General features: G+C 52.4%; 21 protein-coding genes. 11 read left to right on the top strand and 10 right to left on the bottom strand.

Features of this window, described 5'->3' with window-relative positions; all coding sequences use genetic code 11:
• Window positions 1–10 precede the first annotated feature (10 nt).
• The 6 genes from WH298_RS21875 to fucP are packed head-to-tail and all read left to right on the top strand — an operon-like array spanning window position 11 to window position 5,362.
• A complete protein-coding gene (locus tag WH298_RS21875; protein WP_049853218.1) occupies window positions 11–859 on the top strand; it encodes a fumarylacetoacetate hydrolase family protein in 849 nt (282 codons plus the stop codon).
• The gene (locus WH298_RS21870) at window positions 856–2,142 is read left to right on the top strand and encodes an L-fuconate dehydratase (protein WP_049853219.1); all 1,287 of its coding nucleotides are present in this window, start codon (window positions 856–858) and stop codon (window positions 2,140–2,142) included. Before WH298_RS21875 ends, WH298_RS21870 begins: the two co-directional genes overlap by 4 nt.
• Before the next feature lies 1 nt (window position 2,143).
• Entirely contained in the window at window positions 2,144–2,998 is an 855-nt protein-coding gene (locus WH298_RS21865; RefSeq protein WP_180824034.1) for an amidohydrolase family protein, read from the top strand.
• On the top strand, window positions 2,976–3,752 hold the full coding sequence (locus WH298_RS21860; RefSeq protein ID WP_049853221.1) for an L-fucose dehydrogenase: 777 nt from the start codon (window positions 2,976–2,978) through the stop codon (window positions 3,750–3,752). Before WH298_RS21865 ends, WH298_RS21860 begins: the two co-directional genes overlap by 23 nt.
• Window positions 3,749–4,099 carry an L-rhamnose mutarotase gene (locus WH298_RS21855; RefSeq protein WP_180824033.1) on the top strand — a complete coding sequence of 117 codons (351 nt, stop codon included), beginning with the start codon at window positions 3,749–3,751 and terminating at the stop codon, window positions 4,097–4,099. Before WH298_RS21860 ends, WH298_RS21855 begins: the two co-directional genes overlap by 4 nt.
• 36 nt (window positions 4,100–4,135) lie before the next feature.
• The gene (gene fucP, locus WH298_RS21850; protein ID WP_180824032.1) at window positions 4,136–5,362 is read left to right on the top strand and encodes an L-fucose:H+ symporter permease; all 1,227 of its coding nucleotides are present in this window, start codon (window positions 4,136–4,138) and stop codon (window positions 5,360–5,362) included.
• Between the two features lie 382 nt (window positions 5,363–5,744).
• Here the strand turns inward: fucP and WH298_RS21845 are convergent, their stop codons facing one another.
• A complete protein-coding gene (locus WH298_RS21845; RefSeq protein ID WP_180824031.1) occupies window positions 5,745–6,614 on the bottom strand; it encodes an ATP-grasp fold amidoligase family protein in 870 nt (289 codons plus the stop codon).
• A gap of 5 nt (window positions 6,615–6,619) precedes the next feature.
• Window positions 6,620–7,831 (bottom strand): oligosaccharide flippase family protein, encoded by a 1,212-nt coding sequence (locus WH298_RS21840; RefSeq protein WP_238344502.1) that lies wholly within the window; start codon window positions 7,829–7,831, stop codon window positions 6,620–6,622.
• 546 nt (window positions 7,832–8,377) lie between these two features.
• On the opposite strand from WH298_RS21840, the gene WH298_RS21835 reads away from it, so the two are divergent.
• Window positions 8,378–8,689 carry a hypothetical protein gene (locus WH298_RS21835; RefSeq protein ID WP_007885862.1) on the top strand — a complete coding sequence of 104 codons (312 nt, stop codon included), beginning with the start codon at window positions 8,378–8,380 and terminating at the stop codon, window positions 8,687–8,689.
• 91 nt (window positions 8,690–8,780) lie between these two features.
• Here the strand turns inward: WH298_RS21835 and WH298_RS21830 are convergent, their stop codons facing one another.
• The 5 genes from WH298_RS21830 to WH298_RS21810 all read right to left on the bottom strand — a co-directional run bounded on the left by WH298_RS21830 (window position 8,781) and on the right by WH298_RS21810 (window position 14,756).
• A complete protein-coding gene (locus WH298_RS21830) occupies window positions 8,781–9,440 on the bottom strand; it encodes a hypothetical protein (RefSeq protein WP_180824029.1) in 660 nt (219 codons plus the stop codon).
• Between the two features lie 228 nt (window positions 9,441–9,668).
• On the bottom strand, window positions 9,669–10,745 hold the full coding sequence (locus tag WH298_RS21825; RefSeq protein WP_180824028.1) for a mechanosensitive ion channel family protein: 1,077 nt from the start codon (window positions 10,743–10,745) through the stop codon (window positions 9,669–9,671).
• Window positions 10,746–11,165: 420 nt separating this feature from the next.
• Window positions 11,166–11,378 carry a transcription antiterminator/RNA stability regulator CspE gene (gene cspE / locus WH298_RS21820; RefSeq protein ID WP_007885867.1) on the bottom strand — a complete coding sequence of 71 codons (213 nt, stop codon included), beginning with the start codon at window positions 11,376–11,378 and terminating at the stop codon, window positions 11,166–11,168.
• Window positions 11,379–11,685: 307 nt separating this feature from the next.
• Window positions 11,686–13,587 carry an acyltransferase family protein gene (locus WH298_RS21815; RefSeq protein WP_180824027.1) on the bottom strand — a complete coding sequence of 634 codons (1,902 nt, stop codon included), beginning with the start codon at window positions 13,585–13,587 and terminating at the stop codon, window positions 11,686–11,688.
• 233 nt (window positions 13,588–13,820) lie between these two features.
• The gene (locus tag WH298_RS21810) at window positions 13,821–14,756 is read right to left on the bottom strand and encodes a LysR family transcriptional regulator (protein WP_180824026.1); all 936 of its coding nucleotides are present in this window, start codon (window positions 14,754–14,756) and stop codon (window positions 13,821–13,823) included.
• A 114-nt stretch (window positions 14,757–14,870) separates the two neighbouring features.
• Here WH298_RS21810 and WH298_RS21805 point away from each other — a divergent pair, with 114 nt between their 5' ends.
• The 4 genes from WH298_RS21805 to WH298_RS21790 all read left to right on the top strand — a co-directional run bounded on the left by WH298_RS21805 (window position 14,871) and on the right by WH298_RS21790 (window position 19,687).
• Entirely contained in the window at window positions 14,871–16,022 is a 1,152-nt protein-coding gene (locus WH298_RS21805) for a M20 family metallopeptidase (RefSeq protein WP_180824025.1), read from the top strand.
• Window positions 16,010–17,407 carry a YfcC family protein gene (locus WH298_RS21800; protein WP_180824024.1) on the top strand — a complete coding sequence of 466 codons (1,398 nt, stop codon included), beginning with the start codon at window positions 16,010–16,012 and terminating at the stop codon, window positions 17,405–17,407. The genes WH298_RS21805 and WH298_RS21800 overlap by 13 nt, the downstream gene beginning before the upstream one ends.
• A 215-nt stretch (window positions 17,408–17,622) precedes the next feature.
• Window positions 17,623–18,180, top strand: coding sequence for a lipid IV(A) palmitoyltransferase PagP (gene pagP, locus WH298_RS21795; protein ID WP_180824023.1), 558 nt, complete (start codon window positions 17,623–17,625; stop codon window positions 18,178–18,180).
• Window positions 18,170–19,687, top strand: coding sequence for an alpha/beta hydrolase (locus WH298_RS21790; protein ID WP_180824022.1), 1,518 nt, complete (start codon window positions 18,170–18,172; stop codon window positions 19,685–19,687). Before pagP ends, WH298_RS21790 begins: the two co-directional genes overlap by 11 nt.
• On the opposite strand, the gene WH298_RS21785 is transcribed toward WH298_RS21790, so the two are convergent.
• From WH298_RS21785 to WH298_RS21775, 3 genes are read right to left on the bottom strand one after another with little or no spacing between them, the layout of a single operon-like run.
• The gene (locus tag WH298_RS21785; protein WP_180824021.1) at window positions 19,674–20,639 is read right to left on the bottom strand and encodes an acyltransferase; all 966 of its coding nucleotides are present in this window, start codon (window positions 20,637–20,639) and stop codon (window positions 19,674–19,676) included. The genes WH298_RS21790 and WH298_RS21785 overlap by 14 nt on opposite strands.
• Window positions 20,636–23,698 carry an efflux RND transporter permease subunit gene (locus WH298_RS21780; protein ID WP_180824020.1) on the bottom strand — a complete coding sequence of 1,021 codons (3,063 nt, stop codon included), beginning with the start codon at window positions 23,696–23,698 and terminating at the stop codon, window positions 20,636–20,638. The genes WH298_RS21785 and WH298_RS21780 overlap by 4 nt, the downstream gene beginning before the upstream one ends.
• Window positions 23,698–24,783, bottom strand: coding sequence for an efflux RND transporter periplasmic adaptor subunit (locus WH298_RS21775; protein ID WP_180824019.1), 1,086 nt, complete (start codon window positions 24,781–24,783; stop codon window positions 23,698–23,700). Before WH298_RS21775 ends, WH298_RS21780 begins: the two co-directional genes overlap by 1 nt.
• Window positions 24,784–24,962 lie beyond the last annotated feature (179 nt).

Genomic DNA, 24,962 nt, shown 5'->3' with positions numbered 1-24,962 from the left:
GAGTGCAGTCATGAAATTATTACGAGTGGGCGAGCCGGGAAAAGAGCGTCCGGCAATGCTGGATCAACAGGGTGAACTGCGCGATTTGTCGCACTTTATTGATGACATCGCCGGCGATGCGCTACTGCCTGCAGAACTGGAAAGGCTGCGTCAGCTGCCGCTCAGTGAACTGCCCAAAATCAGCGGCCAACCGCGCATTGGTGCCTGCGTTGGGCATATCGGCAAATTTATCTGTATCGGCCTGAACTATGCCGATCACGCCGCCGAAACCGGTGCCGACATCCCGCAAGAGCCGGTGGTGTTTAGCAAATGGACCAGCGCCGTGGTGGGGCCAAACGATGCGGTGCGCATTCCTCGCGGTTCGGTGAAAACCGACTGGGAAGTAGAGCTGGGCGTGGTGATTGGCAAAGGCGGCAGCTACATCGCAGAAGCGGATGCGCTGTCACATGTGGCGGGTTACTGCGTGGTCAACGACGTCTCGGAACGTGAATATCAAATTGAGCGCGGCGGCACTTGGGACAAAGGCAAAGGCTGCGACACCTTTGGTCCGATTGGTCCGTGGCTGGTGACCGCCGATGAAATCGCCGATCCGCAGCAGCTCGATCTGTGGCTGGAAGTTGACGGCAAGCGCTATCAGAACGGTAACACCCGCACCATGATCTTCACGGTCGCACACATCATCAGCTATCTCAGTCGGTTTATGAGCCTGCAGCCGGGCGACATCATCTCAACCGGCACACCGCCGGGCGTCGGCATGGGGCAAAAACCGCCGGTCTATCTGCGAGCAGGGCAAGTCATCAGGTTAGGTATCGCCGGGTTGGGCGAGCAGCGTCAAATCACCGAGGGCAGCGAACAATGACCAGACTTACCGCACTGCGGGTGGAAGATATCCGTTTTCCCACCTCCGAACAGCTCGACGGTTCGGATGCGATGAATCCGGATCCGGATTACTCGGCTGCTTACGTCATCATCGAGACGGATAACGCGGCGATGAGTGGTCACGGACTCACCTTTACCATTGGGCGCGGCAATGAAATTTGCTGTGCGGCGATACGCGCCCTGGAACACCTGATTGTCGGCCGTCAGCTGGAGTCAATCACCGCCGATATGGGGCAGTTCTGGCGCGACATCACTAGCGACAGCCAGCTGCGCTGGATCGGCCCAGATAAAGGCGCGATTCACCTGGCGACCGGTGCGGTGGTCAACGCAGTATGGGATCTGTGGGCGAAATCGGAAGAGAAGCCGCTGTGGCGGCTGGTGGCCGATATGTCGCCGCAGGAGCTGGTGCGCTGCATCGATTTCCGCTACCTCACTGACTGCATCACGCCGGACGAAGCGCTGGCACTGTTGACGGCGCAGCAGGCTGGCAAAGCGCAGCGCATCCGTGAGCTGGAGCAGCACGGTTATCCCTGCTACACCACCTCGGCGGGCTGGCTCGGTTACGACGACGATAAACTGCGTCGCCTGTGCCAGCAGGCGGTCGATGCCGGATTCTCACACATCAAGCTGAAAGTCGGACGTGACCTCGCAGATGATATTCGCCGCGTGCGCATTGCGCGTGAAGTGCTGGGACCGGATCGCCAGTTAATGATCGATGCCAACCAGGTGTGGGAAGTGAATGACGCGATTGATTGGGTACAGCAGCTGGCCTTCGCGCGACCGTGGTTTATTGAGGAACCCACCAGTCCGGATGATATTGAAGGGCATCGCAAAATTCGCCAGGGCGTCGCGCCGGTGAAGGTGGCAACCGGTGAAATGTGCCAGAACCGCATCATCTTCAAGCAGCTGATTATGCGCGAAGCGATTGACGTGGTGCAGATCGACGCTTGTCGCCTCGGTGGCGTAAATGAAGTGCTGGCGGTGATGCTAATGGCAGCGAAATACCAGTTGCCGGTGTGTCCGCATGCCGGCGGCGTTGGATTGTGCGAATACGTCCAGCACCTGTCGATGATCGACTTCGTTTGCATTGCCGGTAGCCATGAAGGCCGGGTCATTGAGTATGTCGATCATCTGCATGAACACTTTTTACATCCGTGCGAAGTGCGCGGCGCCGCCTATATGCCGCCCACCGCGCCCGGCTTTTCGATCGAGATGTATCCCGCTTCGCGCGAGCAATACCGCTATCGCGCGCAGGGAGGCTGAGGTGCGAATCGACGCTCATCAGCATTTCTGGCGCTACGACGCGGAGGATTATGCGTGGATCGCGGAATCCATGACGCGCCTGCAACAGGATTATTTACCGGACGATCTCGCACCGCTGCTGGCGCAACGTCAGCTGCAGGGCTCAATTGCGGTTCAGGCGCGGCAGTGTGTAGCGGAGACGCAGCAACTGTTGCAGTGGGCGCAGCAGCAAGCGGCAACACAGGTAGTTGGCTGGATTGACGTCAGCGCGATGGACCTGACGCCGCAGCTGGAAGCGTTGCAGCATCCGCTGCTGCGGGGGTTCCGCCATCAGGTGCAGGATGAGCGCGATCCCGCCGCATGGCTAAGGCAACCGCGCGTGGCGAGCGGCATCCGTCAGCTGCAGCAGCGTGATTACGTATGGGAAATGCTGGTGACCTGGCGGCATCTGGCAGACGCCACTCAATTTGCCGCGCAGCACGATCGCCACTGGCTGGTGCTTGATCACCTCGGCAAACCGGATATTGCGCGCGGCGCGCAGGCGTGGGGCGAACAGGTGGCGGAACTGGCCGCAATGCCGCACGTGGTCTGCAAATTATCGGGTCTGGTGACCGAGGCGCCGCAGGGTCAATGGCACAGTGCGCAGCTGCGGCCTTTTATCGATGAGGCGCTGGCGCGTTTCGGTCCGCAGCGCCTGATGTTTGGCTCAGACTGGCCCGTCTGCCTGCTGGCAGCGGAGTACCACGCAGTGGCGCAGCTGATTGAGGACGCGACGGCTGAGCTTGCAACCGACGAACAGGCCGCCATTTGGGGCAACACGGCGGCGCAGGTATATAGCCTGACAGGAGAGAAGCATGAATCTGTTTTTGCAGGATAAAGTGATTATCGTCACCGGCGGCGGATCGGGCATCGGTGCGGCCATCTCACGTTTGCTGGCGGAAGAGGGCGCCATTCCGGTGATCGTCAGCAACGCGCAGCCCGATGAGATGTGGCTGGCCAGCTTGCGCGAGCTGCAACCGCAAACGGAAGTGCTGCTGGCCGATCTGTGCGATGAGCAGAACTGCCAGCGTGCGGTTGAAGCCGTGCAGCAACAGTTTGGCCGCATCGACGGACTGGTGAACAATGCGGGCGTCAACGATGGCGTTGGGCTGGAAGCGGGGCGCAGTGCTTTTGTCAGCTCACTGGAAAAGAACCTTATCCACTATTACCAGATGACGCATTTCTGCCAGCGCGCGCTGGAAAACAGCAGAGGAGCCATCGTCAATATTGCCTCAAAAACCGCGTTGAGCGGGCAGGGCGGCACCAGCGGCTACTGCGCGGCGAAAGGGGCAATTCTGGCACTGACGAGGGAGTGGGCGGTGTCACTGCGTAGCAGCGGTGTGCGGGTTAACGCCGTGGTGCCCGCCGAAGTGATGACGCCGCTGTATGAGCGCTGGATCGGCACCTTTGCCGATCCGCAGGGCGAACTGGCGAAAATCACCCAACGTATTCCACTCGGCCAACGCATGACCACACCGGAAGAGATCGCTAACACCGTCGTGTTTTTGCTGTCGTCGCGCGCTTCCCACACCACGGGCGAGTGGCTGAGCGTTGATGGCGGCTATCTGCATCTCGATCGGGCGCTGTTATGAGTAGCGTAACCGAACGCTATTGTCTGGCGCTGGATCTGGTAGATGAGGCCGACAAGATCGCTGAATACCAGCGCCTGCATCAACGCATCTGGCCGGAAGTGGCGCAGCATCTACGCCAGCATGGCCTCGTCAATATGGAGATCTACCGGCTTGGCACCCGACTTTTTATGGTGATGGAGGTGAACGATCGGTTTAACGCGCAGGATTTTGCTCAGGCCGCTGAACAGAATCCGCATATTCAGCGCTGGGAAGCGCTGATGTGGCAGTTTCAGCAGCCAACGCCGTGGACGCCCGCAGGGGAAAAATGGGTGGCGATGGCGCGAATATTCTCTTTGCAGGACCAATAACAACACTTACCGACTGTACCCTACGAGGATATAACCATGTCTACACAACGCGTCGAGACGCCAGAAAATATGGGCGTCGGGGGAACTATTAGCCTGCGCTGGGCGTTCATGCTAATTACCACCCTGTTTTTCATGTGGGGCGTGTCATACGGCCTGCTGGATGTGCTGAATAAACACTTTCAGGAAACGTTAAACGTCACCAAAGCGCAATCGGGACTATTACAGGCGGCCTATTTCGGTGCCTATTTTATTGTCGCGCTGCCGGCCGGCTATTTTATGCGTCGTCACGGCTACAAGGCCGGCATTTTGGCGGGATTATCGCTGTACGCCATTGGTGCGCTGCTGTTTGTACCCGCGGCGATGGTCAATGATTTCTCGGTATTTCTGCTGGCGCTGTTCGTGCTGGCTTGCGGGCTTGGCTGCCTGGAAACCGCGGCTAACCCGTATGCCACGGTGCTGGGCGATGCCAACGGCGCGGAGCGTCGTCTTAATCTGGCGCAATCCTTTAATGGCTTGGGGCAGTTTGTTGGGCCAATGATTGGTGGCTCGCTGTTCTTTACTCATGCCAGTCAGGAAGCCGCGCAGGACAGCGTCAAAATGACCTATGTCGTGATTGCGTGTGTGGTGCTCGCTATTGCGCTGTTATTTAAACGTACCGCTTTGCCGGACATTCGTGAGTCCGCGAGCGAACATGTGCAGCAGCCCGGCGCCACGTTATGGCAGCAAAAACACTTTGTCGGCGGGGTGATTGCGCAGTTCTTCTATGTCGCCGCCCAGGTTGGGGTTGGCGCCTTCTTTATTAACTACGCCACCGAGCACTGGCACGGCGTCACTAACCAAAGCGCGGCTTATATGCTTTCGGTTGCGATGATCTGTTTTATGGTGGGACGCTTCTTTTCCACCTGGCTGATGGGCCGAGTGAAACCGGCAGCGATGCTGGCGGCTTATGCGCTGATCAACATCGTGCTGTGTGGCATTGTGATGCTGGGCGCTGGTGATGTCTCCGTCATCGCGCTTATCGCCATCTTCTTCTTTATGTCCACCATGTTCCCGACCATCTTTGCCATGGGAGTGAAAAATCTCGGTCAGTCTACCAAACAGGCCAGCTCGTTTATGATCATGGCAATTGTCGGCGGCGCGATAATGCCCTATTTCATGGGGCTGATCTCTGACAAAGTCAGTACGGCCGTGGCTTACGGTTTGCCGCTGCTTTGCTTTGTAGTTGTGCTGGTCTATGCGCTTAGGCAGCGGAGATATGTATGATGGCGTCTTTGATTATGCACGGTTTCCCAAGCCGCCCGCGTGCGGATCAGCAGGTCATGAGGTCGACGTTGAGGTTCAGTCACTTAGGCCACTTGCGGTATCCGGCAGGGGGCAGAAACTAATGCTTAAACGGAACGAAACGTAAGTTCAGAGCACAAGGGCCATGTTATGGCCCGTTTCATTTTCTAATAGGAGCCGCAGTTTAAAATTTAAATCTGCTTATTGATGCGATGTGAACACTGTCAGGATGCGGGGGTATTCAATACCCGCCTTTGGCACAAAGATCCTAAACTATGGCATTTTATTAAAAAATGATGCGGAGCAGCCTGATTAAATAATCTGGTTCTCTGCTCCATTAGTGAGTAAAAAGATCACGTATAAATTACAACTTTAGTTGGTTTCCTAAAATAGCATCGGCTTCGCGCAATGTAACATCGAGTCCCGCAGAAGGGGTAAATGTTAACTCGCCAAAAATAACGTAACCATTGAGAAGATAAAAATCAGCACGGACAAATTTAAAATCTGATGCTAGTTTAATCGCATAATCTTTCATTTTTTGAAAGCCATCTGGCATTTCTGGGTAATCATTTTTATTTATCAATTCAACTGTATCCTCAAAAGGAAGTGGATTCCAGTTCATATCAAAATAATAGAATTTGGGATTTCCATTTTTTCGTTCTTTGCAAACCATTACTGCGTAAGGTTTTCCATTAAAGCAGTAGAATTTATAATCATCAGGGAAATCACCTTGTTCATTTTCAATGTATTTTTCACATAATATTTTTCTTTCTATCTTCTTGTACTGCGGCTCAATAAAATTGGCTGAGAAATCCTCTTTTAACCATTTACTGAGCTGTTTGTTGGTCTTTTCAAAGTCAAGTGATGATTTGTTATTGCAGATTATGTTATAGCCCGCGCCATGGTTGCACTTAAGGGCAAACTTATTGGGTAGTGCATTGTAGTCTATATCCTGCGGATCATCATACACACCGTATAGGACATTAAGGATCTCATCGCATCCTTTGGAAGAGATATACTCTCTGACCTTGTATTTATCAGCGCATAAAGTATAGATGTCACCGTTGTACTCATTAAATTTTAACCACTGAATTTTTTCATTGAAATTTGTCGGATTGGTTAAGTTTAGTTTTTTCTTGAACTTAATAAAATAGTGGGTTTTAGCACAAAACTCAGGGTACATATAAGCGCTTATTTTTAATGCAGATCTCACTGTGTTTTTTATCATTTTCATTAAGGTTATCTCGTTTTGAAAATGTTAAGGTGCATTTTGAAGATTGTTTTATTTCTGAAAAAATAATTAAGTAACGTGCAAGATAAAATTTCGACAATCAAGAAACAGTATGCAGCACCATTAATCCCGAAAGCATTAATCATTAGCCAGGACAATGGTATAGTTAAGATGCAGCATAAAACCATTTTTTTAGCCAGGTAAGTGTATCCAGACTCTTTAATCATATAGCGATAGCAAATTGTTCCTAGTGAAGAGAACATTGTGCCAATAATGATAATGGGAATAATATTGACTGAACCCATATATTTATCGCCATAGAGTAAATGTATGAAGAGATCGCCGAAAATATAGAAGCCACCCAAAGCAATAAGCGAAAACAGGATGACAAGCCGATTGATTTTCATGAGTAGCATATCAATGGTTATTTGGTTCTTTTCACTGTATATTTTTGAGAAGAAACTTGTTATCAAGGCCAGAACTACAAATGACCATGCACCTCCTATGGTCAGCGCTACGCTATACACGCCTAAGTTAGAGTACGAAAGGATATTAGCCAAAAATATGCTCGATATCTGAGTGTAAATATCTGCTGATAAACCTGATAAAATTAAAGCTCCCCCAGTGTACAACATGTGCCGGTTATACATTCCGGCACCCTTGCTCTTTTCTTTTAAGCTGGTGGTTTGCTTAAAATAGATGATACGCATGATGTAAGGGATGAGTGGGATAACGATAATAGGTATTGTGAAGTAGTAAATGGGCAGCTTAAAATATGAAATGTAGAACCTGATTAATAACGCGACAGACAAACCCACTACATTTGTTATCGTGTTTATTTTAGATTTCAATTGAGTGTTGTTGTAGATGGAAAAGAAGTCCATCACAATATAATATGTAGCGATGCAGTTGGCAACGCCGAATAAGAATACAATCAAATCAGTGAATAAATAGAGATAGATTAAAACTGCGGCAGAGGATAGGAGGAAGAATATACGCCGTTGATTTTGGGTATGCATCGCCAATGCAATTCCGGAATCTGTTTTTTCACTCATCCGTTTAAATATAATATTTTGACCACCAAACCAGGATAGCGTTTGCACGAATATAAAAAGAGAGGTTGAGATGTTTATCTTTCCATAATATTCAGGGCCAATGTATTTTGCCATAAGGGCATTGATATATATCAAGCCGATAATGTTGACTGACTTTTCTAACATGATCCATATTGAGTTAGAGTACATTTCACGTCTCACATAAATGTGGTTTTGATAACTTCTTTATTTGTGATGTATCTCTCATAATAATTCTTTCTTCCGTTAGCATGGGTGCTATATGTCGTTAAGGGGGAGGCACGTAATCGAAAAGCCGCTTAACTGCTACCATTATTTTGTTCTCAGATTTTATTTGCTCGATAGTTTGGCTGCTGATATAAAATTAGTGAAGGCTTTTTTAAATTAATCAGATAAATGACAATTTTTTCCTGATATTGCGTCCATTATTTAGTAGGGTGTTGCAGCCAGGTTGGGAAATCGAGAGCGGGATTATTATTGGTCCTATTAATACGTGAAGGCTGTATTTAAAAATATATCCTGAAACAAGCGGTTCAGGACACGTCGTTGGGGAGAGTCAGTCACAGCTTTGACTTATGCAAAAGAGATTCTTTATTGTTGGATATTTTAACCTTACAGAGCATTTCAACCAGAATGAACATCCGCTCTTGTAATGCTATGGTTATCGTCCCGTAAATAACAGAGGAAAAGCGAATGATTGTAAGGACATGGCACGGTTGCGTTCCGCTAAGACATGCGGAGAGCTTCGCTAAACACCTGGACGAAACAGGCGTGGAGCACTCAGCCAGTGTGCAAGGAAACAAGGGCGCATTTGTGTTGAGGCAAACGCAGGGTGATTGGGAGCATTTCTTCCTTGCGACGTACTGGCAGGATTTGGCTGCAGTACGCGCATTTGCTGGAGAACACTATCATGTGGCTGTAACGTATCCGGGTGATGAAGTCTTTGAACTGATCTCTGATCCCTATGTTTTTCAGCATGAGGTTGCGTCTCTTTCACCTCTATAGCTTATTTCCGGGGCAATCTGCGGGTTTCCCCGAAGATGACTTATTTTTGGTTCTGCCAATCGACATCAGCCAGAGCGAACATGACGCGATATCAGCTTCCTTCGCCGTTACCTTCACAACCCGTCACCTGCGGATAAGGTCGGCAAACCAGCATCATTTTGTTCTTCGGTTCAAAGCCATGGTCGATCATACAGCGTTGCGCTTTGGCTGTACGTCCAATGCTGGCGACCTTCAGATTCGAGCCGAGAGGTTTCGGATAACCGCAGGCGTACATCATCGGCAGTGCTTGCTGATTGTTGGCAACCTCAACTGAATAGTGTTGTGATGCTCCCACTTTACGCCAGCTAACCTGCATATCTTCAGACCGGCCCGAATCCGGCTTTATCGGGTAGAAGCCCTCATCAGCGTCAAAAGGCAACGCTTCAAGTTGGGACACGCTAAGGGGATGACCCTGTTTTTCCTCAACGCAGGCCGGAAGCGCTTTCCTGACTTCACAGAAATCGAATCCACTTTTCCGGATAAAACCAAGACGCTGCATACACTGGAACTGCAATGCCTGTTCGTTAGCGGGTAAGCGGCTTAATGAACCTGCCGTAGGTTCGCCACACTCTGCCATCGCTGCCCTAACGTCATCTTCGGTGGTTGAAGGGCGCTGCCATTGGGTGAAATCGGCAGGCGGCGGGCAGCCGGTGAGTAGAAATAGCGATGTGATTAAAATGGGTAAGCCGACCAGCTGAGGTTTGCGCAACATAAAAATCCTTATTTATAAGGCAGTCATTTTACATAACTGATTGACGTCGCAAAAGTTGGATACCCCAATTATTCCAGCATCGCATCATCAAATCCAAGGTAATAAAAAACCCTGAGCTTCAGGGTTTAATGGTATCACCAGCAATCATTGTTCTGAGGTGATAATTGCATGGCCGTGTTGAGGTGACCGTTCACTCATCTTCCTGATTTTATTGTCATCCACGCCGGTCTAAGCCAACTCTTTAGCAGCGGCTTCAGTCAGTGTTGCTCTCACGTGAGGCAGGCTCTGCGGATAATTTTGCTGAATAAACTCAATCATTTTTTCCCGCACGTAGCAGCGTAAATCCCAGGCTGTAGGGGAGTTCTGTGCCGTCATTAATAATCTGATCGTCATGGTTTTATCATTAGTATCGGTAACCTGAAGCACCTGAGTTTGTTGATCCCAGAGTTTGGTTTCACTCAATACTTTTTCAAAATGTTTACGCAGAGGATCTAAGGGCATGGAGTAATCAAGGTAAAGAAAAACCGAGCCTAATATTTGCGCATTATTCCGCGTCCAGTTCTGGAAGGCATTTTCGGTGAAGTAGGTAATTGGCAGCACCAACCGGCGTAAGTCCCAGATGCGCACCACCACGTAGGTTAGATTTATCTCCTCAATCCAGCCCCATTCATTTTCAACCACCACCGCATCATCAATCTTTATCGGTTGCGTAAAGGCGATTTGAATACCGGCGAACAGGTTCACCAACGATTTCTGCAGGGCAAAACCAATGATTATCCCGGCAACCCCAGCACCGGCGAGGATTGTCGTGCCGAATTTTCGCACACCCGGGAAGCTCAACAGAATCAGAGAAAGGCAGAATGACACGAGCAGTACGATCGCGACCTTTTTAACGTAAATTATCTGAGTGCGTATTTTTCGGGCGCGTAAATTATTTGAAAGATTAATGTCATAACGGATAAACAGCATATCCTGAGCGACATTCGTCAAGCGAATTAAAATCGAGCAAAGTGATAAGATAATAAATACGTTGGTGGTGGTGGTTATAAAGGCAAGTGAATCCGGATGAATGCTTATATAGTTAACCCCCACATTTATCAGCAGTAAGGGAATAAAAAGAAACATCGACCCACTAAGATGCTTTTCAAGCGATTTGAAGAGCTTTCTGTCACGGCTCTGCCAGTAGCGAATGAATCTGAGAAGTATAAATCGAGCCAGGAAACCCAGTATGAGTGAAAGCGTGACGAGCAATACAGCAGGCACCCATACCGGAGCACCAGATAACTCACCAAATAGTAATGGCATTGTTTTCCCTTATATCCAGCCAACAACCTTTGGTTGTCAGGTAAGTCACAAAAATTCAGTAACCGTTGTCTTCCCGGTTATCTGCGGATTACATGGTTAACGCACCTTAAGTTTATGAAAAATTTAGCCAACTGACGTCCCTGGCCGTTAAAAAAAGGAATTGAGAGAGTGACTTGATGGTGGGGGATAGCGCAGGTTATTGAAAATTAGCGTAAAAACTAATTTTTGCTGTTAGCTAACAGGATGCCCGCAAAGCCAGGCCTGCACGTCGATGGCCGCAATGTCCTGCCATAATGTGTTACGCAAATTTTAGACAATAAAAAACCCGCACGAAGCGGGTTTATTTATTATCAGCAGAACTTATCTGCTCAGGCTGTTGCCTTCATCGCTATTGTAAGCGTCACTGATAATGGGCGGGGCTTACAGCGGCGTTACGTTGCCAGCTGCAGGGCCTTTAGCGCCGTTTTCAATGGTGAAGGACACTTGCTGACCTTCATCAAGAGTTTTGTAGTTGTCGCTCTGGATAGCAGAGAAATGGACGAATACATCCTTGCTGCCATCGTTAGGGGTGATAAAGCCAAAACCTTTATCAGAGTTAAACCATTTTACTAAACCAGTCATTTTGTTAGACATAGATACTTCCTTAATTGATGAGCCACTCAACGCGGCGATAATGGCCTGAAGTGAAAGATTTACTTATTGGGCACTTAGGAGGAGGCTCTCGAAGAAGGATATCTAGGGATAACACTTGAACTGAGGACTGCTTTACTAAAACTGCTTTCATAAGGTCTGTGTTCCAAACCGATGACGCATTAAGACATAGCGATAATAATTTAGCAACGTATATGTTTATTTATTTTAACCGTTTAAATACCTGGATGGCTGAACGGCCGCTAATTTTTAAGCGGCCAGAGAGTGTTTAATCCCTAATGAGAACGCGCTAAATACTATCAATCATCCGCCACATACCAGCAAACACGCCACTCAGACTCTTGTTTCCCACCTCTGAAAGGTGGTTATCATCGCGGTACAGCGGCACGTCGTCTTTTGCACCGTAGCAGAAGTTGCTATCACAAAGTGCCTGAGTGGCATCGAGCAGTGCGACATTGGGGGATTGTGCGGCAATGGTATTTAACATCGCCAGCGTCTCCTGATTATGTGATTGATATGCTGCCCGCGTTTGCTGAATGGCCAATGCGTTGCCGCGCATGGCATCGCGCGACATGCGGTAAATAACGTCGTAACCAAACTCGGGCACGGGCGTCATGATAAATACCCGGCGATGAGAGGCGAGCTGTTTTACTACTGCGCCAAAATGCTGTTGATAGGCAGTAATCGAGCTCTTCTCATTCAGGAAACTATAGTCGGGCGTCGTGCTTCCGCTGCCAAAACTGCCATGCAGGTAGAAGGATAAACGGTTGATAATGAGCACCGAAGCGTGGGGATATTTTCGTTCGATATCGATTAGCGCATTCTTCACAAAACCGCCGCAGTCGGGGCTAGCGCTGCGATGAATATCCGGCATTGACGGGCATCCCGACTGCGCAATAAACACTACCGCATCATTGGGTCTGGCACTTGCCACAATTGAAGACAACATTGCCGCCGCATGGCTGTCACCCAATACCACCAGGTTTACCTGGCGAGCCTGACCAAATACGCATTGCGGCGAGGTTGTACCACTAAAGACAAAACACTTTTCGCCGCTGACAAAACGCTCCTGTGAATAGTGTTTGATGCTGGCGATCACCTGCGGAGCGCGTGTAGGCAGCCCGGCGTTTGCCACAATGAACACGCCCACTAACAGTACCAGCGCAGTTTGTCCCAGAGTGACGTAGGTTCTGCCACTCAGCCAACCCTGCTTGTTTTCTATTAGCAACCAGGAAGCCCAACCCGCAGCCAGTGATAGCAGGATCAGCAGCGCCTGGCTAACCAGCGTGATAGGCCAATTGACCAGATGCCAGAATACCCACAGCGGCCAGTGCCATAAATAAACCGAATAAGAGGTTTTACCGATGTGCTGCACAATACGGTTGTTCAGCCACCGGCTGTTTTGCACGCCGGCATGGATGATCAGTGCCGTCAGCAACACAGGAATGAGCGTCATGATGCCGGGCCAGGCCATGCTTTCATCAAAACACAACGCACAGATTATCAGCCCTGAAATAGCGACGGGTGGAATCCAGCGTTGGCCGCTCAAGGCCGTTTTCGGTGTCAGATACAGCAGTCCGCCTGCCAGCATCTCCCATGCGCGCGTTGGTAACAGATAATAAGTTGCCGTGAGATGAAAATGGGTAGCCACCATCACCAGCACCAGGCCGAATGAAAGTAGTGCGGCAATTCCCATTGCCCAGGCAAACTGCTGGTGCAGGAAACGCGCCGTGAACATCAGTGCCAGAGGTAATAGCAAATAGAATTGCCACTCGACGCTTAATGACCAGGTGTGCAGTAACCATTTATATATCGAGCCGCTATCAAAATAGCCACCCTGTTTGAAATAGACCACATTGGAGATAAAACTAAGGCTGGATACAGCGTGCTCCGCCATTTTATTATATTCATCCGGCGGCATCAGAAAATAACCCATCAGCATCAATATCACGCACAGCACCATCAGGGGCGGTATAATTCTCCGGCAGCGCGCGGCATAAAAAGCCAGTAAAGAGAAACGGTTATTTCTAAGGCGAGACAGGATAATACTCGTCATCAGATAGCCGGAGATGACAAAGAACACGTCAACTCCGAGAAACCCACCGCTCACCCGTGTAAAACCGAAGTGAAAGAGAATAACTAACATTACGGCATAGGCGCGCAGCCCATTAATGTCGGTGCGAAAATTCATTCGGCGTTATCCACGTAAGGAATATACCTGACAATGTAAATAGTAGAGTAATGCTAATCAACAGCGGTAAACTTCATCATGACAGATTAATTACGCGCTGAATGGAACTGACTGTAGGGTAATTTATCTTATTCTACATTTATCCCAGTTTATCTTTCATCGGGTTATCTATTAATGGGTTTTAAATGACCAGATACACGCCGATATTAAAAAGTAGAATCACGCCTGGATATTCAGAATATCCCTGATACCTCCTCCTCTAATGAAGCAGTAAAAAACTGGCTCAGCAGCTGCCACAGATAGTGCGCGGCGGGCGTCAAACGGTGATCGGCGCTGCGCAGCAGATGACACTGACTTTCACGTGCGATGCGATGTTCGATCGGAATCGCTACCAGCTCGCCGCGTTGCAGCGTGGCTTTCACCGATTGCGCGGTCATAAATGAGATGCCTAAACCCGCCTGCGTCAGGGCAATGGCGCTGGAAAACAAGTTGCAGCAGTAAGACGGGGTAAAGATAAGGCCTTCACTTTTGAAGATCGCGTTGATGTAGCGCTGCAAGCCAAAATTCTCATTCATGGCGATTAAGCGATGCTGGGTTAATGCGCTGGCGCTGACGGCAGAAAGGCCAGCCAGCGGATGATCCGGCGGCACAATGGCGCAGATCGGCCCGCGCTGAAAACTCAGGCACTTCACGCCCGGTGGTCCAGCCGGTCCGAAGCTAACCGCCATATCCACTTCGCCTTTAGCAATCAGTATTACCGTGGTTTGCATATCGCCCGACATGATGTTCACAAATACGCCCGGATAGGCACGGGAAAACGCCTGCACCACATGCCTGACCACATCGTCCACCATGCCTTGCCCGATGCGAATGTTGATCGAGCCACCACGCATATGACGCAAATCCTGCAGCTGACGCTCCAGCATCTTGCGGCGCTGGCTGGTCTGCGCGAAATCCTCCGCCAGCATCCTGCCCGCTTCGGTCAGCACCACGTTACGGCCCCGTCGTTCCAGCAGCGGCAGTTGCAGGCTGCGTTCCAGTGACGACAGCTGCCGACTGATCACTGAGGGATTGATGCCGAGCGCATCCGCCGCGCGTCGAATGCCGCCATGTACGCCAACTTCATACAAATAACTTATGGCTTTCTCGGGATAAGTGGACAGCGTCATATTTTTTGCCAATCTGTTGCTCTCAGGGCAACAATATTAACATTTACTCCTCATTTTTTAACGGCAATGTTTCTGCGCATACTGGCTCGGACACTAAGACAGATGGGTACTAACATGAAAAATATAAAAGATTATTTGCAACAACATGCCGCTGAGATTCTGGGAGACATCAAACGTCTGGTGGCGGCGGAATCGCCTTCGCTCGACAAAGCAGCGGTTGATCGCTGTGGAGAAGTGCTGCAAAGCCTGTTCCAGCAGCGTTTAGGTATCAGCGCCAGCGTGTCGCCGCAGCCTGAGTACGGTAATCACCTCAAGTTCACGCTCGGCGAAAACGGGCCACAAACCACCATCATTGGCCATTTCGATACCGTCTGGGATCACGGCGAACTGGCGCTGCGCGAAGAGGATGGCAAGTTGTTCGGGCCAGGCGTGCTGGATATGAAAGCCGGTTTGGTGCAGGCGATTTGGGCGGTGCGAGCGCTTCAGGCGCTGGACCAGCTGGCGGGTAAGCGCATCGTTTTCCTGTGCAACAGCGATGAAGAGTTGGGCAGTCCAAGCTCCAGCGACTGGCTGGCGCAACATGCGCCAGGCGCCGATCAGGTTTTAGTGGTTGAACCGGCGGTGGCGGGCAGTGGTGCGCTGAAGGTCGCGCGTAAAGGCACCGGGCGTTATGACATCACCATTACCGGTCAGGCGGCGCACGCCGGTAACAATCCGGAAGAGGGCGTGAGCGCGATCCAGGAGATGGCGCAACAAATTCTGCAGCTACATGCGTTGAATGCGCCAGAGCGCGGCACCACGGTCAATGTCGGTATCGCCAACGGCGGCGGTCGCATCAATGTGGTCGCGGATAAAGCGGAGTTGGGCATTGATACGCGCGTTACCTGCGAAGAGGAAGCTGAGCGCATCGATGCAGCCATCAGCCAGCTAACCCCCTTTAGTGCAGGTATTGGTATAAACGTCAGCGGCGGACAGAAACGACCGCCGATGCGCCAGACGCCGGCTTCATTGCTGCTGTTTAAACACGCACAGCAGGTGGCGCAGTCATTAGGCTTTGCGCTGGAGGGCAAATCGGTCGGCGGCGGTAGTGATGGCAACTTCACCGCAGCGCTGGGTTTACCGACGCTGGATGGCCTGGGCGCGACCGGCGCAGGCATTCACGCGCGCCACGAACACATCATTATTGCTGATATCGTCCCGCGCGCGGCGCTGGTAGCGGGCTTGATCCTCGCAAACGATGGGGAGGAAGCGCCATGTCGCAGCTAAATATTCAGCAGGCCAGCAGCGCGGCACCGGTGCAGGAGAGCGGGCAAAGCCCGTATATGCTGCTGTTCATTATTCTGGTGCTGGCGACGGTTGCCACCTGGCTTATTCCAGCCGGCGTATTCGATTTTGTAACGCGCGACGGCATCAAGTTTGCGGTGAAAGATAGCCTGCATGCGGTGCCGCAAAGCGGGGTTTATCCGCTGGAAATTTTTACCGCCATTGCCAAAGGGATGGTGAAATCTGCGCCGATTATCTTTCTGATCCTGTTCACCGGCGGCGTACTGGCGGTGGTGGAGGAGACGGGGGCGATTGCTACGGCATTAAATTCGCTCTCGCGCAGCACGCGCCTGAGTGATACGCGCATGGTGTTAATTTTCGGCACTATCTTCGCCCTGCTCGGCACCACCGGCGTGGTGGTGAATGCGGTGGTGGCGTTTGTGCCGATTGGTCTGCTGGTAGCGCGATCGATGGGATTGCCGCCGATTCTCGGTGCCTCGCTGGTTTATCTTACCTGTGCAGCGGGCTTTAACGTGGCAATCCTCAACCCGGCGACCACCGGCCTGACGCAGCATCTGGCGCAGCTGCCGCTGTTCTCCGGCATGCTGTTGCGCGGCATCACCTGTTTGCTGTTTGTGGTCAGCGCCGTGGCTTATCTGATCTGGTCAATTCGTCGCGCACGTCAGGATGGACATCTGCGTCCACAACAGGCGCAAGGTGCCGGGCAAACGGCGCTGGTTACCGGTCGTCATAAGCTGATTTTGACTACCGTCGCGCTGTCGCTGATCCTGTTCATCAGTGGCGCGGTGAAGTTTCACTGGGGCACCAGTGAGATGTCGGCGATGTTTATTCTGCTCTCCATCGCGGTGGGATTGATGGGACGCATGAGCGGTTCGGACATCGCCAATACGTTCCTCGGCGGCTGTTCCAAGCTGGTTAAGGGCGCGTTTATCGTTGGCATGGCGGCCTCTATTTCGCTGGTGCTGCAACAGGGCAACGTGCTGGACCCGATAGTAGGTTTCCTGTCCGATCTGCTGGCACCGATTCCGCCCACGGCGGCAGCGATTGGCATGTTTATCAGCGCGGCGTTGATGCATTTCGGTATCTCATCCGGTTCCGGCGAATCGGCGTTGTTGATTCCGATTTTCTCCCCGCTCGGCGATAACCTCGGTTTGACGCGTCAGGTTATGGTGCAGACGGTGCTACTCGGTGAAGGAATCGTCAACTGCATGAGCCCAACCTCCGGCGTGCTGATGGCGGTGCTGGCCACGGCCAACGTGTCGTTTGGTAAATGGCTGCGCTTTGTCGCGCCGGTCATCGCCGTGTGGTTTGTTATCTGCGTGGTGATGCTGCTGATTGGTGTGGCGATCAACTGGGGACCGTTCTGATATAAAACCAGGAAGCTCGAAGGGGCTTCCTGGTCACTTCTGATATGTTTAAAAAAGTGCGATCCCCGTTAATCCCGCAGAAGCCCTTTCAGGTCATTTCCTATAGCAATAACAAGCAACTATAATCTAACCGGTTAAGTGGCTTGATCTGCTTCCTGAGCACGTCAGCTTTTCCACACCCTTTTTCTGGCGGTGCATTTCAGAGGCATAAGACTATGCGAACTCTTCAGACGACCTGGTTTTTCATCCTGATTCTGTTTGTCTTCCCCGCCACGGCGGCCAACTCGCTCAGTGATGGTTGGGACTGGCTTAAGCAGGATGTTTCTCAAACCTGGCAGGAGCCGCAGTATTACGATCTCTATTTGCCCTTCATCAGCTGGCATGCGCGCTTCGCCTACGATAAAGACAAGACGGACAACTACAATGAAACGCCGTGGGGCGGTGGGTTAGGCGTGTCGCGTATTAATGAAGACGGTAACTGGAGCGCGCTCTATGCCATGGCGTTTAAAGATTCGCATAACGAATGGCAGCCGATCATCGGTTATGGCTGGGAGAAGGGCTGGTATCTGGATCAACAGCGCGATTTTCGTCTCGGTCTCGGGCTAACCGCCGGTATTACCGCGCGCGACGATTTCGCCAACTATGTGCCGCTGCCAATTGTGCTGCCGCTGTTCTCTGCCGGTTACAAGCGTCTGAATGTGCAGTTCACCTATATTCCTGGCACACATAATAACGGCAACGTGCTGTTCGCCTGGGTGCGCTATGCCTTCTGATTTAGCCAACGCATTGCACAACACTAAAATCAGCAAGTTCCTGAAGCGAATTACGCTGGCTTTGCTGGCGCTACTGGTCATGTTCCTGGTAATTCGTGGCTATCAATCTGAGCAGGGGCCGCCGTTGCATCGCTGGCATACCTGGTCGGCACATGAAATGTCGACGGATGAGATTGATGGTGCCAGCTTCGCCGATTATCTGGCACGCGAAGATGACATCTTCCACGACATGCAAGCCAACGTGACCGATCAACTCAGCGACGAGGATAAAACAGCACTCAACCGTTTTAACCCACAAAGCCCGGTATATCCGGCGCGATTTGACACCAACTGGAATCGCTCGTTTATCCTTGAACCAGAGGGCGAGGTGAAAGGGGCCGTGGTGCTGCTGCATGGCTTAACCGATTCGCCCTACAGCGTGCGTTATCTGGCGCAGGCGTATCAGCAAAAGGGTTTTGTCGCGGTGGTGCCGCGTCTGCCGGGGCACGGCACGGCGCCAGGTTCGCTGACCAAAGTCGACTGGCAAATGTGGATGGCGGTCACGCGCTTAGCGGTGCGGGAAGCCACGCGTCTGGCAGGAAACAACGTGCCTTTGCATCTGGTCGGCTACTCCAACGGCGGCGCGTTAGCCGTGAAGTACAGCCTCGATAGCCTGCAAAATAACGCGCTGCGCCAGCCGCAACAGCTGGTGTTGCTGTCGCCGATGATTGGCGTCACCGCCTATGCGCGCTTTGCCGGATTAGCGGGCTGGCCAGCGATTATTCCAGGCTTCGCTAAGGCGGCCTGGCTGAATATCGTTCCGGAATATAATCCGTTTAAATACAACTCCTTTCCAGTACGTGCGGCGCGCCAATCGTGGCTGTTAACCCAGGCGATGCAGGATCAGATGCTGCACGTCATCCGCAGTGGAACCCTGCAGGCGTTCCCGCCAGTGCTAACCTTCCAGTCGGTGCTGGACTCCACCGTCAGCACCCGCGCGGTGGTGAACGCTTTTTATCGCTATTTACCGGATAACGGCAGCGAGCTGGTGATATTTGACGTTAACCAGGCGGCAAACCTGCGCGCACTCTTCAGGCCCGCACTCTATTCGGCAGTCAGCAATTTGTTACCACCGGCACCGCGACGCTATGCCTCAACGGTGATCACCAATGCGTCAGCCAGCACTTATGAAACCGTGGCGCGCATAACGCCAGCCGACGAAACTCAGGAGAGGGTGCGTTCGCTGCACGCCGCGTGGCCACAGGATACCTACTCTTTATCGCATATCGCCGTGCCGTTTCCGCTTAGCGACTCGCTATATGGCCGCCAGCCGACAGAAAAGAATCGTTATGGCATCAGCTTTGGCACCATTTCGCTGCGTGGAGAAACCGCCAGCCTGATCGTCGGTCTGGATACCTTAATGCGCAATACATCCAATCCGTTTTACGATTTTATGATGCTGCAAATAAAGGGTCGTATCGACTGCAGCAGCCAGGCGGATGTTGCGCCATGCCTTAAAGGGTTATGACTTTTTTCAGCCAGCCGCTGGCGAGAATCAGCCGCGATAACAGCACCGAGGCGGCAAAAGTGACCACAATCAGCGTCAGTTTGGTGGCCAAAGAGGTGATGGGAATCAGTGCCGTGACGAGGTGGAAAACCGAGTAGTGCAGGATATAGACTCCGGTCATGGTTTTGCTGATGGTCGCCAGGATGGCTTCTTTCACTTTCGCATTATGGCGAAAACGTACCCGGCTGGCGGCGATCACCAGCACTACCACCAGCAGATAGATTTGCGATCCGGTCAGGATAAAGGCATTGCGATCGGCTTTGAATAACGCAAAGAAGAAATGCTGCTCATAAAACCAGGTAAACAGGTAGATAAAGGGCAGGGCGATCGCCGCGCCGCGCGCCACCTTTTTGCGCTCCATCCAGTCGGCAATCAGCGGATCGCACAGCAGCTGGCCGGTTAAGTAAAACAGCAGCCAGGTCCAAAGCCGATATTGCGGCTCCAGCCGGAACAGCGCCTCGTCTGGGTGCAGTACCGCCAGCAAATCGTAACCGTACGAGAATACCAGCAGCACGAAAACCATTGCGCAGAATGATCGCCGATGCTGACTGAGCCATGTCATTATCGGATGAAAGCTGTAGATGATAATGAACGAGAAGACGAACCACGGTTGAATCAGATAGCCGCGCTGATAGGGTTCCCACAGGTAGTAGACCGTCATCCAGAAAAGAAACACGATCACCACATTGCGAATCTTACTCATCTGCCAGCTGAGATCCTGCTCGGAACGGGCATCCATAATCCCGGCGACGACAAAAAACAGCGGCGTAGCAATAGTGGAGATAAAGGTCAGAAACGCCAGAATCCAGTGATAGTCATAATCGTAGCGATCCCAGGTGTTGTAGACGGTGAAAAACGTCACCGCCGCCATACATCCCAGCGTTTTGATAACATTGAGACCGGTGACATTCATGGCGCGGTCGCGTCCGGTTGACGATGGAAGCAGGCATAAATCACCGGCAGCACCAGCAGCGTCAGCACCGTGGCAAAGCCCAGACCAAACATAATCACCACCGCCATGCTCTGGAAGAACACATCGCGCAGCAGCGGCGCCAATCCCAGCACGGTGGTGAACGCCGTCAGCAGGATGGGACGCAGACGGGAAGTTGCGGCGTAGAGAATGGCGTCGCTCTGCGGCATCAGCTGTTTCTGCTGCTCAATCTCCTCGACCAGCACAATCCCATTACGGATCAACATGCCGCTCAGGCTCAGCAGGCCGATAAGCGCCATAAAGCCAAACGGAATGCCGGTAATCAAAAAGCCCGGCGTCACGCCAATCAGCGCTAGCGGTACCGTCAGCCAGATGGCAACGGCATTCTTCAGCGAGCTGAACATCAGCACGGTAATCACGAACATCACCAGATAGCCGAGCGGCAGCGACGTAAACACCCCTTGCTGCGCTTCGCTGGAGCTTTCAGCATCGCCGCCCCACTCAATGCTATAGCCGTGCGGCAGTGGGATTTGTTCAATTTGCGGCCTCACGCGCGCCAGAATATCGCCTGAGGTATCGCTGCTTAGCGGATTAGGATCGGTTTGAACCGTCAGCACCCGGCTGCGATCGCGACGCAGAATCAGCGGATCTTCCCATTGCAGAGAGAAACCATTCACCACGTTGCTGAGCGGAATATATTGCTGCTGGCTCTGACTCCACACCAGCACATTATTAAGATGATTAGCGTCCTGCCGCTCGCTGGCCGGTGGCCGCACCATCACCGGCAGCAGATCGGCGCCTTCACGGTAAAGCCCCACGCGACTGCCCGAGAAATTCATCTCCAGCGCGTTATCAACATCCTGTTTATCCACGCCTAACTCCCGCCCCAGCGCCAGATTATATTGCGGGCGAATCACTTTGCTACGGTTTTGCCAGTCATTGCGCACGCTGTCGGTGGCCGGGTCGCGGGTGAGAATCTCGCCCACTTCGCTGGCAATCAGGCGCATTCGATCGGGATCGGGACCTTTAATGCGCACTTCAATCGCGCTGCCGCCGGAAGGGCCAAACATCACGCGTTTAGTGCTGGCGTTTACCTGCGGATATTGGCGCGCAATGTCGCTATCAATCCGCCGGGTAAGCGCTGCGATATTGCGCTGATCGTCCATGCGCACCATGATTTGCGCATAGTTGCTGTATTGACGCTGTCCGTTATAGGTGAGGATAAAGCGCATGCTGCCCTGACCAATGGTGGTCACGGTTGAGAGCACGCCTTGCTGGCCGGTAATCGATTTTTCAATGTCACTGGCCATCTGCTCGGTGGACTTAATATCGGTGCCATACGGCAGCCACAGATCGACGAAGAAGATCGGCGTATTTGCCGAAGGGAAGAAGTTTTGACGAACCGAACCGAAGCCCCAAATAGCCAGCGCCAGCAGGACCGCCATCAGTGAAAGCGTCAGGGTTTTCTGCCTGAGCAACACCTGTAATACCCGCTGATAGCTGCGATAAAAGCCGCCATCATAAGGTGAAGCGGCGGCCTTAACAGGGGCTGCCGCCTGCGCTTTAAACAGCCACCATTTAATCAGTACCGGCGTAATAGTGAGCGCTGAGAACCAGCTCAGCAGCAGTGAAATCAACAACACCTGGAACAGCGATTTACAGTATTCGCCGGTGGAATCCTGCGACAAGCCGATGGGGGCAAAAGCCAGAATGGCGATGATGGTCGCGCCGAGCAGCGGAAAGGCGGTGCGGCGAATAACGAAATTGATAGTGGTGACGAGCGGCGAGTTTTGCTGACGCGCAATCAGCACCCCTTCAACAATGACAATGGCATTATCCACCAGCATACTGAGCGCGATAATCAGCGCGCCCAATGAAATACGCTGCAGTTCAATGCCGCACAAATACATGATCAACAGTGTGCCCAGCACATTCAACGCCAGCGACAGCGCAATGATAATGCCGCTGCGCACGCCCATAAAGATCAGCAGCACGCCGACCACAATCGCCAGCGCCATTAGGAAATTAGCGATAAAGCCATTGACGGAGTGCGCCACTTCCGCCGCCTGATCGTAGAACACATTGATCTGAATACCAGCCGGTTTTTCCGCTGACATCTGCTGCAGTTTCGCTTCCAGCGCGCGTCCCACGTCAATCACGTTCACCCCAGGAATGAAGGAGATCCCCATGGTGACCGCCGGGCGTCCGCTGGCATGGTAAATGCTGGAGGGCGATTCGCTCAGCCCACGTGACAGCGTAGCGATGTCGCGCAGGCGGGTAGTGGCGTGATCGCCCGGCGGGCTGACCAGCAAATCACTCAACTCCTCGATGTTTTGAAATTCACCGGTTGGATGCAGGCGGATGGATTCCGTTCCGGCTTTGATCTCTCCGGCGCTTGAAACCACGTTAAGACGGCTCAGCACGCTGGAGAGTTGCGGCAGAGTAATGCCGCGTGCCGCCATCATCGTCAGCGACACATCAACATTAATTTGCTGGGGGATTACCCCGCCGAGCGCGACTTTTCCCACCCCCGGTACCAGCACCAGTTCACGGCGCAATTGCTCGGCGTACTGCACCAACTCCGGGTTACTGAAGTTGTCGCCGGAGATGGCGAAGAAAAAACCAAACACATCGCCGAAATCGTCATTCACAAACGGCGCAGCGACGCCGGGCGGAAAGGACCGTGCGGCATCACCGACTCTGCGCCGCAGTTCGTCCCAGATTTGCGGCAGTTGGTTGGAGTGGTAGCGCGAGGCAATATTGACGGTAATCTGTGACAAACCGTTGGACGAGATCGAACTGACGTTGTCCAGATACGGCAACTGCTGCAGCGCATTCTCCAGCGGCAACGTCACTTCTTCTTCTACCTGCTGAGCGGAGGCGCCGGGATAGTGCGTCACCACCACGGCGGTTTTGATGGTGAAGGCGGGATCTTCGAGACGACCAATATTGAGCAGGGCAAAAATGCCGCCGACGCCCAGTAACAGAATGGCCAGCCAGACGCGAACCGGATTATCGATAAACTGCCGGGAGATATCCATTACAGCCCCCGCTCACGCGTCCAGATGCGCACTGGCTGTTGGGCATGCAACTCATTGACGCCAGCAGCGACCACGCGTTCACCTGGTTTTAGGCCGGCGGTAATCACTACGCCGCGATCGGTCACATCCCCGACGCTGACTTTACGATCCTCAAGGTGCAGTTGATCGCCGCTGCCTTGTACCACCCAGACGTGCGGCTGATTACGCTGGCTGTTATCGGGATTGAATACCGCTTCCACCGGTACCACCAGCGATTCGCGATGCACATTGGCGGGCAGATTCGCCAGATTAATCGTCACCGTGCCACTGACGCCGCCCACGGCCGGGAAATCCACCGGGCGGGGCATGGTTAAAATCACTTGCCAGGTCAAGGTGTTGCTACTGCTGCTGCCGGTATGTTCTTTGTACTCGGCCTGGAACTCCCGATCGGGCAGGGTGTTGATGCGCACTACCGGACGGTAGGTCATGTTGCGCATATCCAGCGCGGTAAACAAATTTTCCGGCACGCTAAACACCACGTCGAGCAGATCGGTGCGGGTTAGCGTCGCAATGGTTTGGCCGGCGGCAACCACCTGATGGTTACGCACATTGACGCTAGCGGCAGTGCCGCTAAACGGTGCGGTGAGCGTCATTTGGCTTAGCTCTTCACGTGCGATTTGCAGGGCAGCATTCGCCGCATCGCGATTGGCGCGCTGCACATCCATATCCGCCTGCGAAATAGCCTGGCGACCGGAGAGCGTTTGGAAGCGAGCAAATTGCCGTTGTGCCAGCGTGGCTGCGGTTTGGCGTTCGTTGACGCGCTGCTGCGCTTCACGCGCCGTCAGCCGGGCAATCTGCTGTCCCTGCTCGACGCGCGTGCCCTGACGAATATCCAGCGATTCAATTTGTCCGCCGCGCTTGAATGACAATTCGGTAGAGTCGCCGGATTCAATACGTGCCGGGAAAATGCGTTGTTGAGATTCGCCGGAAGCCACAACGTCAATCACTTTAACCATGCGTGGCGGTGCGGCGACGTCCTGTTTTTTTTGATCGCAAGCGGTTGTTATAAATATAACAATCGCCATCAGCGTAAAATAACGAGTCACTGTTTTATCCTCAGCAACAACGAGTGAATTGTTGACGTTTTATTCGTGGCTTATTTATCTGCCAAGCATAGAAACCACCGCATAGGTGAATAGTCCGACAGCAGAGCAAGTGACAATTGCAAAGACAACATAAAGACTTAAACGCAGCAGGCTATAACCATGCATCGATGCCTCCATTA

The organism is Pantoea nemavictus, assembly GCF_037479095.1.
In the GTDB taxonomy this organism is placed as follows: domain Bacteria; phylum Pseudomonadota; class Gammaproteobacteria; order Enterobacterales; family Enterobacteriaceae; genus Pantoea; species Pantoea nemavictus.
The sequence above is the reverse complement of the archived record's forward strand: the minus strand, read 5'-3'. Positions and strand labels throughout refer to the sequence as shown.